General features: G+C 31.6%; 2 protein-coding genes. Both read right to left on the bottom strand.

All coding sequences use genetic code 11. The features are described 5' to 3' along the window. Positions 1 to 7 precede the first annotated feature (7 nt). A complete protein-coding gene (locus ACMC9J_RS08460) occupies positions 8 to 2,716 on the bottom strand; it encodes a type I restriction endonuclease subunit R (RefSeq protein ID WP_427003224.1) in 2,709 nt (902 codons plus the stop codon). Positions 2,717 to 2,892: 176 nt separating this feature from the next. Next, the gene (locus ACMC9J_RS08455; RefSeq protein WP_427003223.1) at positions 2,893 to 15,720 is read right to left on the bottom strand and encodes a hypothetical protein; all 12,828 of its coding nucleotides are present in this window, start codon (positions 15,718 to 15,720) and stop codon (positions 2,893 to 2,895) included. Positions 15,721 to 16,111 lie beyond the last annotated feature (391 nt).

The following is a 16,111-nucleotide window of genomic DNA, read 5'->3' as shown; positions in this document are numbered from 1 at the left end:
AGAAAAATTAAATCAATGCAAATTTATCTACCAAATCAATTATTTTACTTTTTAACAAGTTAACTTTATGTCTACGTTCTAAAAATCCAATATCTTCATTGAATGACTGTTTAATATCATCATCACGTAATTTACCACTATATTCATACTCTTCAATGATTTTCCTGGTTTCCTCATTAGATAAGTTTTCAGAAGCTACCATTTCATCAATTTCTTTATTTTTCTCTTTTTCAAAGTATTGTGGCAATTCTTCATCAATATCTATTTGACCATTAGCTTCTACAATATTTTCATGTATAAACTTATCAATAAGCTCTGCTTTACTTTTAAGTTCATGTGAAGCTTGCATTAAATCATGAATTAATCTGACATCTTTCTTAAATGAAGAATCTTTTGGATCTAAATCTTTTAAAAGATTTATTATATATGAAACATTAATGTTATCTTGCCTTGTAAGTTCTATTTCAAAATCAATGTCGTCTAAAATACTTGATTTTTTAGGACTCTCACTACGACCAAGCACTTCATATAAATCCAAATATTTACTTTTATAGTCATTTAAAGTTTGTTCTGTTAATTTTAAATCATCATAACTAAATTCTGCAAATGTAGTCATCCTATTTAAAACCCTAAGAATATTTTTAAAGTTTAAAACAAATTTTTCAATGTCTTTTTCATCTTCTAAACTATCAACATCCTGTACATCTGGCACTAACTTTAAAAGTCTGTTTGCACAGGAATTAAATTTTTCAACATATTCACTATAAGGTAAAGTTATTACATAACCCGTAGCATTAGTATCTGAGAAAAGTCTAACTGCCTCATCAACTCTTTTTTTAAGATTTCTAAAACAGACAATATTTCCCTGTGTTTTTTTAACATTATCAATCCTATTTGTTCTTGAAAATGCTTGAATTAAACCATGATACTGCAAATTCTTATCAACATATAATGTATTCAATAAAGGATTATCAAAACCAGTTAAAAACATATTGACAACTAAAAGAATATCAATTTGCTTGTTTTTACTTCTTTTACTTACATCAACATAATACGAACCAAAATCATCTGTTGAATAATTAGTTCCAAACATTTTATTATAATCTGCAATATGGCTTTCTAAGTTATCACGAGGATGTTTATTGCCTTCTTCCAAATCTACATTATCCCCATAAGAATAAATAGCTGCAATTTTTAAATCGGGATTTTTCTTTTTAAAAATCTTATAATATTTATTTAAAACGGGAACTGATGAAACACAAAACATGCTTGTAAATTCTTTGTGATATGTTTTATTGTTATGATATTTAATAATATAATCAACAATTTTCTCCAATCTTTCTTCAGATTCCATAACTTCTCTTGTATCAATAGCTTCAACTTCAATATCAGTTTTAACCCTGCTCTTATATGTTCCAACATAATCCACTGCAAATCCTAAAACATTTTCATCATGAATAGCATCTTTAATTAAATAGGAATGCAAGCGTTTTCCAAATAAATCTTCAGTAGTTCTTGATTTATTTGCGTTTTCAGCAAAAATTGGAGTTCCTGTAAAACCATAATAGTTAATATTAGTAAAGAAATTTGTAATGTCTTTGTGCATATCTCCAAACTGGGATCTGTGACATTCATCAAACATTAAAATCATACGAAGATTTCTATAGTTTTCTAATTGTTTTGCCCTACCTTTTACAGCACGATGCAGCTTTTGTATTGTTGTAATAATAAGTTTATTTTTACCTTTTAATTGTTTAATAAGAGCATTTGTATTATCTGTTCCATCTACTGCTCCTGCTGAGAAACTATTAAACTCTTTAGTTGTTTGATAATCCAAATCATTTCTATCAACAATAAACATTACCTTATCTGTATCTTCTCTACTGGTTAATATTTGACAAGCCTTAAATGAAGTTAAAGTTTTACCGGAACCTGTTGTATGCCATACATATCCGTTAGATTTATTTGAAACACTCTCAAGAATAGCTTCAACAGCATAATACTGATATGCCCTTAAAACCATCAGTGATTTTTTTGTTTCATTTAAAACAATGTATTGTGAAATCATTTTAGATAAATGGCATTTTTCCAGAAATGTAGTTGCAAAATCTTCTAAATTATTGATATTGTTATTATTTTTATCTTTCCAGAAAAATGTAAAGTTATAATTTAGTTCTGAGTTATTTGAGAAAAATTTAGTATTTACACCATTACTTATTACAAAAATCTGTACATAATTAAAAAGATTATGGAATGAATGTAGCTGATATCTTTGAATTTGTTTAAAAGCCTGTTTTAGTTCAACACCTCTCTTTTTAAGTTCAATTTGAACTAAAGGCAAACCATTAATAAGAATAGTTACATCATAACGATTTTTATATGTTCCTTCCATTGTAATTTGATTTGCAACTTGAAAAATATTTTTACACCATTCTTTTTTGTTTAAAAATTTAACATAGAATGTTTCATCTTCACGAGAAAGTTCATATTGGTCTCTGAGCTTTTTAGCTTTTTCAAAAATAGAACCTCCTTCCAAATGAATAAGAATCTTTCTAAACTCATCATCAGTGAAAGTAGTGTTATTAAATCTTTCCAATTGCTGTTTAAAATTAGATTCTAACTCTTTTTCATCTTTAATTAAAACTTGCTCATAACCTCCATCAACTAAAGTTTTAATTAAATTATTTTCTAAAGCTGCTTCACTTTGACTAGCCATATTATCACAACAATACTTAAATTATTTTTAATATTTGTTGTGCTGATTATATACAAGTTACTGTTAATTTCTAAGAAAATAATAAGAGCAATCCATTAATAGCAAATGAAAAAATAGATAATCTTAAAAAAATAAAAAAAGCTGATTTGAGTATTTAAACCCAAATCACAAATAAATTATAATTTTCTTTTTCTAGATCCCGCGAATATTACACTTAAAATACATAAGAGCAATATTGCTAGTGGATTTCCTGTATTTGGTAAGCTTACAGATTCACTACCTGCATCTGAAGATGAACCATCATCAGCTGAAGATGAATCGTCTGGATGAACTGGTTTATCCGGACCGATTGGAGCTGCTTTTTTAAGGACTTTAACAGTTACATTGTCGTAGTTGTTTTCCAAGATTACCTCAAATGTTTCGCTTGTTACATTAACATATACTGTTGAATTGCCTTCATTTAATGCTTTAGCTACAAATGTTAATACGACTTTTTCACCATTTGTTAAGTTTCCTACATACCATTTGCCAGAAGTTATGTCAAATGTTCCTTTTGTTGCATTATATGAAATAATGCTTAAAGTATTTGGTACAAGTACATTAGCAATTGTATTTATTGCATCGCTTGGTCCGTTATTTATGACAGTAACTGTGCAGACAACAGAGTCCCCAATGTATATTTCAGATTTGTCAGCAACTATGTGTATTTCCAAATCAGCAATATCCTTTGATTCAATAGTGCAGTTAGCAGTTTTGTTTCCAACATTTACAGTATTTGTAATATTTCCTGATTTAGTTACATTAGCTACAACAGTTAAATCAACAGTTGAATTAGCTGTAATGTTTACAATCCATGTAATAATCCCAGTAGCTGGATCATATACTCCGCCATTTGAAGCATTAATGAATTTTAATCCTTCAGGAAGTACATCTTTAATTACGATATTTGTTGCATTGGTTTTTCCAGGATTTGAAACAGCAATAGTGTAAGTTATTTCATCTCCAATATGGATATCAGAGGAATTAACTTCTTTTACAGGGATTATTTCAGGAACTGTTACGTTTTTGTTAAATGTTTTGTTGCCAACAATTACACTGTTAGTTATATTGCCGTATGCTGAAACTGTGGTATTTACATATAAATATTTGGTTTCACCAGCAGTTAAGTTAATAATCCAAGTGATTGTACGAGTAGTTTCATTGTATACTCCACCATTTGAAGCATTAACAAAAGTTAAACCTTCACCTAATTTATCAGCTACAACAACATCAGTAGCATTGACTTTTCCGGTGTTGTTTACAATTACAGTGTATGTTACATTATCACCGAAGTTTGGAACTTCAATGTTAATTTCTTTTCCCGGGTTAATTTCAGGTACTGTAATGTTTTTGATAACTGTTTTATTTCCCACAACTACTTTGTTAGATAAATCACCATAGCTTAAAACAGTAACATTTACATTAAATGTTTTAGTTTCGCCTTTAACCAAATCAACAATCCAAGTAATTGTACCAGTTTTTTCATCATATGTGAAATTTCCATCTGCATTTAAGAATTTTAATCCTTTACCTAAAATATCACAAACAACTACATTGTTAGCATCACCAATTCCATCATTAGTGACTGTTACACTATAAGTTACATTATCACCGAAATTAGGAATTTCATTGTTAACTGTTTTGTTTGAATTGATTTCAGGAACTGTTACATTTTTGTTAAATGTTTTATTGCCAACAATTACAGTATTTGTTACATTTCCATATCCGGAAACTGTAGCATTTACTTTAAATGTTTTGGATTCACCTTTAGCTAAATCAACAATCCATGTAATTGTGTTAGTAGCTTCATCAAATGTATAATTACCAGTAGCACTAATAAATTTCAATCCTTTACCAAGAGTATCTTTAACCACAACATTGTTTGCATCACCAATACCAACATTAGAAACAGTAACAGTATAAGTCACATTATCGCCAAAGTTAGGATTTTCAATATTTGCAGTCTTGTTAGGGTTAATTTCAGGAACAGTCACATTAACAGAAGCTGTCTTATTACCAACAACTAAAGAGTTAGAAACATTTCCATAAGCATCAACAGTAGCATTTACATAGAAAGTTCTACTTTCTCCTTTAGCCAAATCAACAATCCAAGTAACAGTACGTTTAACAGGATCCCAAACACCATTATCAGAAGCACTTACAAAGGTCAAACCTTCACCAAGCCTATCAACAATAACAACATTGTTTGCATCACCAATACCATCATTAGAAACAGTAACAGTATAAGTTACATTATCGCCAAAGTTAGGATTTTCAATATTTGCAGTCTTGTTAGGGTTAATTTCAGGAACAGTCACATTAACAGAAGCTGTCTTATTACCAACAACCAATGAATTAGTAACATTTCCATAACCACTAACAGTAGCATTTACATAGAAAGTTCTACTTTCTCCTTTAGCCAAATCAACAATCCATGTAATTGTATTAGTAGCTTCATCAAAGGTATAATTACCAGTAGCTGAAACAAACTTAAGACCTTCACCTAAAACATCACGAACAACAACAGCTTTAGCATCACCAATACCCTCATTAGAAACAGTAACAGTATAAGTCACATTATCACCGAAATTAGGATTAGCAACATTAACTGTTTTATCAGGAATGATCTCAGGAACAGTCACATTAACACCAGCAGTCTTATTACCAACAACTAAAGAGTTAGAAACATTTCCATAAGCATCAACAGTAGCATTAACAGTAAAGAATTTACTTTCACCTTTAGCTAAATCAACAATCCAAGTAATAATACGGGTAATTTCATCATATACTCCGCCATCTGAAGCACTAACGAAAACTAAACCTTCACCTAAAACATCACGAACAACAACACCTTTAGCATCACCAATACCAACATTAGAAACGCTAACAGTGTAAGTTACATTATCACCGAAATTAGGATTTTCAATACTTACAGTCTTGTTAGGATTAATCTCAGGAACAGTCACATTAACAGAAGCTGTCTTATTACCGACAACTAAAGAGTTAGTAACATTTCCGTAAGCATTAACAATTGCATTTACATAGAAAGTTTTACTTTCTCCTTTAGCTAAATCAATAATCCAAGTAATAGTATTAGTAGCTTCATCAAAGGTGTAATTACCAGTAGCACTAATAAATTTCAATCCTTTACCAAGAGTATCTTTAACAACAACACCTTTAGCATCACCAATACCATCATTAGAAACAGTAACAGTATAAGTTACATCATCACCAAAGTTAGGATTTTCAATACTTACAGTCTTGTTAGGATTAATCTCAGGAACAGTCACATTAACACCAGCAGTCTTATTACCAACAACCAATGAATTAGTAACATTTCCATATCCGGAAACTGTAGCATTTACTTTAAATGTTTTGGATTCACCTTTAGCTAAATCAACAATCCATGTAATTGTATTAGTAGCTTCATCAAAGGTATAATTACCAGTAGCTGAAACAAACTTAAGACCTTCACCTAAAACATCACGAACAACAACACCTTTAGCATCACCAATACCCTCATTAGAAACAGTAACAGAGTAAGTTACATCATCACCAAAGTTAGGATTAGCAACATTAACTGTTTTATCAGGATTAATCTCAGGAACAGTCACATTAACACCAGCAGTCTTATTACCAACAACTAAAGAATTAGAAACATTTCCATAAGCATCAACAGTAGCATTAACAGTAAAGACTTTACTTTCACCTTTAGCTAAATCAATAATCCAAGTAATAGTATTAGTAGCTTCATCAAAGGTATAATTACCAGTAGCACTAATAAATTTCAATCCTTTACCAAGAGTATCTTTAACAACAACACCTTTAGCATCACCAATACCAATATTAGTAACAGTAACAGAGTAAGTTACATCATCACCGAAATTAGGATTAGCAACATTAACTGTTTTATCAGGATTAATCTCAGGAACAGTCACATTAACACCAGCAGTCTTATTACCAACAACCAATGAATTAGTAACATTTCCATATCCGGAAACTGTAGCATTTACTTTAAATGTTTTGGATTCACCTTTAGCTAAATCAACAATCCATGTAATTGTATTAGTAGCTTCATCAAAGGTATAATTACCAGTAGCTGAAACAAACTTAAGACCTTCACCTAAAACATCACGAACAACAACACCTTTAGCATCACCAATACCCTCATTAGAAACAGTAACAGTATAAGTCACATCATCACCGAAATTAGGATTAGCAATATTAGCTGTTTTATCAGGAATGATCTCAGGAACAGTCACATCAGCAGAAGCACTTTTATCCCCAACAAATACATTGTTAGATAAAACACCATAAGCTTCAGCAACAGCAATTACATGGAAAATTTTAGATTCACCTTTAGCCAAATCAACAATCCAGATAATAGTGCGACTATCTTCATCCCAAGTATACTCCCCAGTAGCTGAAACAAATTTAAGACCTTCACCTAAAACATCACGAACAACAACACCTTTAGCATCACCAATACCAACATTAGTAACTTTAATAGTGTAATCTACCTTATCGCCAAAGTTAGGATTAGTAATATTAGCTGTTTTATCAGAGGTAATTTCAGAAACAGTCACATCAGCAGAAGCACTTTTATCCCCAACAGATACAATGTTGGTTAAAAGACCATACTCATCAGCAACAGCAGTTACAGTCAAATCAATGAAACTACCTGCATCAATGTCAACTATCCAGGTAACAGCATGAGTAGCTGCATCATAAACACCATTATTAGAAGAACCGACATATTTCAATCCTTTATCCAAATAATCCACAACAACTACATTCTTAGCATTAACAATTCCATTATTGGTAACAGTAACAGTGTAAGTTACAGTATCACCGAAATTAGGATTTTCAACATCAACAGACTTACCCGGAATAATTTCAGGCACTGCAATATTTACAGAACTTGATTTGTCTCCAACAACAACAGTATTAAGAATGTTTCCATAAGCATTAACAGTAGCATTAACAGTAAATACTTTGCTTTCACCTTTAGCCAAATCAACAATCCATGTAATAATACGTGTAGTTTCATCATATACTCCACCATTTGAAGCACTAACGAAAACTAAACCTTCACCTAAAACATCACGAACAACAACACCTTTAGCATCACCAATACCCTCATTAGAAACAGTAACAGTATAAGTCACATTATCACCGAAATTAGGATTAGCAATATTAACTGTTTTATCAGGAATAATCTCAGGAACAGTCACATTAACAGAAGCAGTTTTATTACCAACAACTAAAGAGTTAGAAACATTTCCATAACCACTAACAGTAGCATTAACAGTAAATACTTTGCTTTCACCTTTAGCCAAATCAACAACCCATGTAACAGTGCGACTATCTTCATCCCAAGTATACTCCCCAGTAGCTGAAACAAATTTAAGACCTTCACCTAAAACATCTTTGACAACTACATTGTTTGCATCCCAAATTCCATTATTGGTAACAGTAACAGTATAAGTTACAGCATCACCGAAATTAGGATTAGTAATATCTACAATTTTATCAGGAATAATTTCAGGAACAGTCACATCAGCAGAAGCAGTGTTATCCCCAACAGTTACATCATTGGTTAAAACACCATACTCATCAGCAACAGCAGTCACATAGAAAGTTTGAGATTCACCTTTAGTCAAATCAACAATCCACGTAATAGTGCGACTATCTTCATCCCAAGTGTAAGTACCTGTAGCTTTAATAAATTTCAATCCTTTATCAAGAGTATCCCTAACAACAACCTGTTTAGCATCACCAACACCATCATTGGTAACAACAACAGTATAAGTTACAGTATCACCGAAATTAGGATTTTCAACATCAACAGACTTACCTGGAATAATTTCAGGCACTGCAATATTTACAGAACTTGATTTGTCTCCAACAACAACAGTATTAAGTATGTTTCCATAAGCTGAAACAGTAGCAATCACATTAAATACTTTAAATTCACCTTTAGCCAAATCAACAGTCCAAGTAACAGTACGTTTAAAAGGATTCCAAACACCATTATCAGAAGCACTTACAAAGGTTAATCCTTCATTTAAAGTATCAACGACAACAACCTGTTTAGCATCACCAACACCATTATTGCTAACTGTGATAGTGTATTCCACTTTATCGCCAAAGTTAGGATTAGTAATATTAACTGTTTTATCAAGAGTGATTTCAGGAACAGTCACATCAGCAGAAGCACTTTTATCCCCAACAGTTACATCATTAGTTAAAACACCATACTCATCAGCAACAGCAGTTACAGTCAAATCAATGGAACTGCCTATATCAATGTCAACTATCCAGGTAACAGTATGAGTAGCTGCATCATAAACACCATTATCAGAAGAACTGAAATATTTCAATCTTTTATCCAAATGATCCACAACAACTACATTCTTAGCATCAACAATACCATTATTGGTAACAGTAACAGTGTAAGTTACAGTATCACCGAAATTAGGATTTTCAACATCAACAGACTTACCAGGAATAATTTCAGGAACAGTCACATCAGCAGAAGCACTTTTATCCCCAACAAATACATTGTTAGATAAAACACCATAAGCTTCAGCAACAGCAGTCACATAGAAAGTTTGAGACTCACCATTAGCCAAATCAACAATCCATGTAACAGTATTAGTAGATTCATCAAAAGTATACTTACCAGTAGCTTTAACAAATTTCAATCCTTTATCAAGAGTATCCCTAACAACAACCTGTTTAGCATCACCAACACCATTATTGGTAACAGTAACAGTATAAGTTACAGTATCACCAAAATTAGGATTTTCAACATCAACAGACTTACCAGGAATAATTTCAGGAACAGTCACATCAGCAGAAGCGCTTTTATCTCCAACAGATACAATGTTGGTTAAAACACCATACTCATCAGCAACAGCAGTTACAGTCAAATCAATGGAACTGTCTGCATCAATGTCAACTATCCAGGTAACAGTATGAGTAGCTGCATCATAAACACCATTATTGGAGGAACTGACATATTTCAATCCTTTATCCAAATGATCCACAACAACTACATTCTTAGCATCAACAACAGCACTGTTGAAAACAGAAACGAAATAAGTTATTTCTTCACCGAAATTAGGATTAGTAATTTCAACTTTTTTAATTGGAGTAATTTCAGGTACTGTAATATTTTTAGTAAATGACTTGTTTCCTACAACTACTGTGTTATTTATGTTTCCATATGCTTCAACAGTAGCATTTACACTAAATACAACACTTTCACCAGCATCCAAATCAACAATCCATGTAATGGTTCTTGTAACTTCATCATATTTACCGTTATGGCTTGCATTAATGAATTTTAAACCTTTACCAAGAGTATCAACTATGACAACTTGTTTTGCAGCGGTATTTGCATTATTGTTAACAGTTACAGTGTATTCAACTGTATCTCCAAAGTTAGGAGTTGTATTGTTAACATCTTTAGTAGGAATAATTTCAGGTATATCTACATTTACAATAGCTGTTTTATTACCAACAGTTACTTCATTGGTTACATCTGTGTATCCGACGATTTTAGCAACAACAGTAAATGTTTTAGTTTCTCCAGAAGCCAGGTTAACTTTCCAGGTAATTGTATTAGTTTTATTATCATAGTTACCAGTAGAACTGATATATTCTAAACCTTTACCAAGAGTATCAACAATAACTACATCAGCAGCATTTCCATCTCCTTCGTTTTTAACAGTAACAGTATAAGTTACAGTATCTCCGAAATTAGGATTTTCATTGTCTACTGTTTTGTCCGGAGTAATTTCAGGTACAGTTACATTTTTACTGAATGTTTTGTTACCGACAACTAAAGAGTTAGTTACATTACCATAGTTGATAACAGTAGCTACAACATTAAATGTTTCTGTTTTACCTGCTGCTACATCAACAATCCATGTAATAGTGTTAGTAGCTTCATCAAAGGTGTAATTACCAGTAGCTGAAACAAATTTAAGACCTTTACCTAAAACATCATGAACAACAACTGCTTTAGCATCTGCATTTCCGCCATTAGTGACTGTTACAGTATATGTTACATTGTCACCAAAGTTAGGATTTTCAATGTCTGCAGTTTTGTTAGGAATAATTTCAGGAACATTTACATCTACAGAAGCGCTTTTATCTCCAACAGATACAATATTGGTTAAAACACCATATTCATTAGCAGCAGCAGTTACAGTCAAATCAAATGAACTGTCTGCAGCAATATCAATTACCCATGTAACAGTATGGGTAGCTGCATCATAAACACCATTATCAGAAGAACTGATATATTTCAATCCTTTAGCTAAATGGTCTACAACAACAACATTTTTAGCATCTGCTTTACCAATGTTATTAACAGTAATTGTGTAATCTATGCTATCACCAAAGTTAGGAGCTTTATTATTAGCATCTTTACTTGGGATAATTTCAGGAACATTAACATCTACAGCAGAGGTTTTATTACCTACAACTAAAGAGTTGGTTACATTCCCATATCCGATTACTTTAGCAACTACTTTAAATGATTTGGTTTCACCGGAATTTAGATTAACAGTCCATGTAATAGTGCGAGTTTTATCATCATATACCCCACCATCTGCTGAAATAAGTTCTAAACCTTCACCTAAAACATCATGAACAACTACATTATTAGCATTAACTTTACCTGCATTGGTAATATTAACAGTGTATGTTATTTCATCACCAAAGTTAGGATTATCAATACTTGCAGTTTTATCAGGAATAATTTCAGGAACTGTAATGTTTACGAAACTGGTTTTATTACCTATAGTTACATTGTTGTTTAAAACACCATAATCTTCAACCTTAACTTTAACAGTTAAATCAACATGATTTTTAGCATTAATATCCACAATCCAAGTTACAGTTCTTGTAGCTTCATCATAAACACCATTATAATTAGCTTCAATAAACTTAAGACCTTCTGCAAGAACATCTTTTACAACAACATTCTTAGCATCAGCAATACCATCATTAGAAACAACAATAGTATAAGTTACATTATCGCCAAAATTAGGGTTTTCGTTATCTACAGTTTTATCCGGAGTAATTTCGGGAACAGTAACATTTATTTTAGAAGTTTTATTTCCGACAGTTAAAGAGTTAGTTACATTGCCGTATCCGACTACAGTAGCTACAACAGTAAATGTTTTAGTTTCACCTTTAGATAAATCAATAATCCAAGTAACAGTGTTGGTTTTTTCATCCCAAACACCACCATCTGAAGAACTGACATATTTAAGGTCATTACCTAACTGATCAACAATGATAACATCTTTAGCATCTACATCACCATCATTAGTGACAATGACACTATAAGTTACATCATCACCATAATTAGTGTTAGTTGTATTAGCTGTTTTATCAGGAATAATTTCAGGAACTGTAATATCAACAGAACTTGTTTTATCACCAATAGTCACATTGTTGTTTAAAACACCATAAGCATCTACAGCAGCAGTTACATTTAAAGTAACTTTATCTTTTGCGTTAATATCTAAAATCCAAGTTACAGTATGTGTAGATTTATCATAAACACCATTATAATTAGCTTCAATGAACTTAAGTCCTTTTGCAAGAACATCTTTTACAACAACATCCTTAGCATCAGCAATACCATCATTAGAAACAACAATAGTATAAGCTACATTTTCACCGAAATTAGGAGTTGTATTGTTAACATCTTTTTTAGGAGTAATTTCAGGTACATCTATATTTTTAAAGATTGTTTTATTTCCAACAACAACTTTGTTAGATATATTTCCATAGCCTGAAACAGTAGCTTCAACAGTAAATGTTTTTACTTCGTTTTTAGCTAAGTCAACAATCCAAGTGATAGTTCGGGTAATAGGATCATATTGACCGTTATCACTAATGCCAGTAACAGTTAATCCTTCTCCAACAGTATCCTTAACAACAACATTATTAGCTCCAAACTCACCATTGGTAACAGTAACAGTATAAGATACCTTATCACCGAAATTAGGTGAATCATTGTCAATGGTTTTATCCGGAGTAATTTCAGGAACAGTTACATTTCTTATAAAAGTATTGTCTCCAACAGCAACTGTATTGTTTAAAACACCATAAGCATTTACAGTAGCATATACATAGAATGTTAAGTTTTGACCTACAGGCAAACCGCCAATATTCCAGGTAATAGTACGGGTAGTAGAATCATATTCATAATTGCCACTAGCACCGGCAAATATTAAACCTTCATCAAGAATATCTCTTAAAGTTACATCCGCAGCAATTTTACCAACATTACTTATTACTATAGTGTATTTAACTTTATCACCATAGTTAGGGTTAGTAACATTTACATCTTTTGTAGGAACTACCTTAGGCTGTTCTTGTATGTATATGGTTTTAGTAGCCACATTGTTACTTATGTTAGTATCTTCAGTACTGTTTACTGCATTAACAGTTAGAGTAATAGTGCCAAGACTTGTAGTTTTTGTTTTAACTTTGAGAGTAACAACTTCATTTTTGGCTAATTTTCCAACATTCCATACACCTGTAGCTGCATCAAAAGTACCTTTTGAAGGAGTAAAACCAACAATATCATCAAGTTTAATTCCATTTACATAACAATAATTGTCAGTATGCGGACCATGGTTAGTTAAACTAATAGTCCATTCAACTTCCTCGTCTAATCCATAATAATTTTTATCAGTTGTAATATCAACATCCAAATCAACAAAACCAACTACTTCAAAATTAGTTTCATTTTTGATAGCTTTATAAAAGAGATCTTCAGGATGTTCTGCTTTAATGGTATAATTACCAGGAGCAAGACCGCTTAATGAAAACCTGACATCACCATAAATTGAAGAGATTAAAGTTTCATTGTAAATAATGTTTCCGTCTTCATCATAAAAAACAATCGGATTGATTGACTGAGTATTTTCACGTTCATCCCTATAGATTAAAGTACCGTTTTTACTGTTTTCCACACCATCAACCGGATGAAGTTCATCTGCTCCGGTTGTTCTGTTCATGATTGTTCCGTTTACATTAAATAAGTAAGTTACATTATCAAATGAAATATCATTAAGCTGACCTACATGATGTATTGCATTTGCAATATTGTTTCCACCAATAATCACTACAGTAACATTAACAGTTACTCCATAAGGATTTTTCGGATTTTGAACAATAATAGGCAATGCATAAGTATAAGCCTGGTTTCTGTAAAATACAATATTTTTAAGAGAAGTTACACCGTCTACAAATAAAGCAGAACCGTTAACAGCTGTATTATATCTGAATATTGCATTATCATAAGTTATATTATTACCCATAGTATATATAGCTCCACCTAAACCAGTATTTAAATCATTGTTAAATGGATTAGCATGGTTGGAGTAGAACTGTGAATTGGTTACTTTTATATGACTTCCTTTTACACCTATAGCTCCTGCATCACCTTCTACAGTGTTATTTGCAAAGTAAGAACTGTCTATATTAACATTATTTCCACTGATTCCTAAAGCTCCTGCTTGAGATTTTGAAACACCATCAGAAATAGCTTTATTTCTTATAAAAGTAGCGTTCAAAACATTAACATAATTTCCTTCCACCCTCACAGCACCTGCGAAGTGTGCAGAATTATTTACAAATGTTGCATTTTGAATTTTAACATTATTTCCTTTTACATAAATAGCTCCGGCATGGTTTTTAGCAGAGTTATTTCCAAAATTAGAATTTAAAACAGTGATTCCATCATCAACAACATAAACAGCTCCACCATCATCAGCAGCTTTATTTGATATGAATGTGGAGTTATCTACAGTTATATCGTTACCGTGAGTAGTAATAGCACCACCGATAGGTGCAGCGTTTCCTTCAAAATAAGAATTTGAAATTTTTACCTTTTGACCTGTAGTACCGTCATATCCGGTAGAGATTGCACCACCAAAACCGGTTGCAGTGTTGTTAATAAATATACAATCTTTCAATTCACCGCTTGCATGGAAAGTGGTAGCCGCTCCCATATATGCAATATTGCCTATAAAAGTACAGTTATAAACAGTACTTCCAGGTCTGAAACAAAGTGCACCAGCATGGGAATTATTAACATCCGAATTTGCCTGATTATATTCGAATGTACAATTAGAAACTGTACCCAATACCTGTAATGCAGCACCAAATGCATTTCCCTTTGTTGATGTAGCATAATTGTTCATAAATTTAGTGTTTGTCACTTTATTACTGCTGGAACCAACAATTGTAATTCCAATAGCCATTGTTCCTATAGACGAAACATAATTATCACGAACAATACAGTCAGTCATTGACCCGTCAAAACTGGCAGTTCTGACAACATAACTATTTGTTACAGTATTGTAAGTACTGGTAGCTTTATTGTTAACCAAAGTACAACGAGATAATGTTACTGTATTTTCTGAATATAATGCAGAATGAACATCTCCTCTTGAGCTAGATGATGCTTCACAGTTACTTATAACACAATTTTCCAAAACAAGATTAGAACCTGAACTGTAAACACCAGCACCATTTGCATCACGTCCGGAATATTTACCATTAGTTATAATAATGTTCTTCAAAGTTATACTGCTGGCTCCAATGTTAAACACACGAGAACTTGATTTTGCATCTAATATAGACATCTCATTACCAGTTCCACCTTTGTTTGGATTAATAGAACCGTCAATAATAATATTATCTTTATTAGAAAACCATCCACCATCTACAGAAATCTCACTGCCAGATCCTGTGAAAGTGTGATTGTTTAAATAAATTGTATCACCAGACCGAGCCTGATTTATTCCGTTTTGAACATCGCTAAATGTTCCATCATTATTTATATCAATGTCTGCTGCAGAACTAGCTCCAATTATTAATAAAAATAATAAAGCTAACGCTACAACAGCGAATATTTTTTTAACCATTTTATCAACACACCAATTATAGAATTCAAAAAATTTTCTCATGTAAATTATTATGTGAACATGAAAATTCTACAGGATTATATTTGGAACATATGATGTATATATGTTTCTATTCAGCTATACAAAATATTATAATTAAAAAAGTTAATTATACAAAATATTATAAATAACAGAATTTAATTAAACAATATATAATTTCCCCCCCCCAATATGGCAAAAATATCATACATAATCAGTTTTAACTATATATCATTCAAAATAACAATAATATTCAATTAGGTTATAACTAAAAAATATGAAAAATAACACGAAAATGTTTAATAAATACTTTAAATGATATAATATTCGTTCAATATATTACGTCCACCTAAAAATCATATAAATAATTACC

Origin of the sequence: Methanobrevibacter intestini (assembly GCF_047402955.1) — an archaeon.
In the GTDB taxonomy this organism is placed as follows: Archaea; Methanobacteriota; Methanobacteria; order Methanobacteriales; family Methanobacteriaceae; genus Methanocatella; species Methanocatella intestini.
The sequence above is the reverse complement of the archived record's forward strand: the minus strand, read 5'-3'. Positions and strand labels throughout refer to the sequence as shown.

Coding starts and splice junctions, on each gene's coding strand:
- ACMC9J_RS08455 (WP_427003223.1), bottom strand. CDS start 15,720: ATGGTTAAAAAAATATTCGCTGTTGTAGCGTTAGCTTTATTATTTTTA.
- ACMC9J_RS08460 (WP_427003224.1), bottom strand. CDS start 2,716: ATGGCTAGTCAAAGTGAAGCAGCTTTAGAAAATAATTTAATTAAAACT.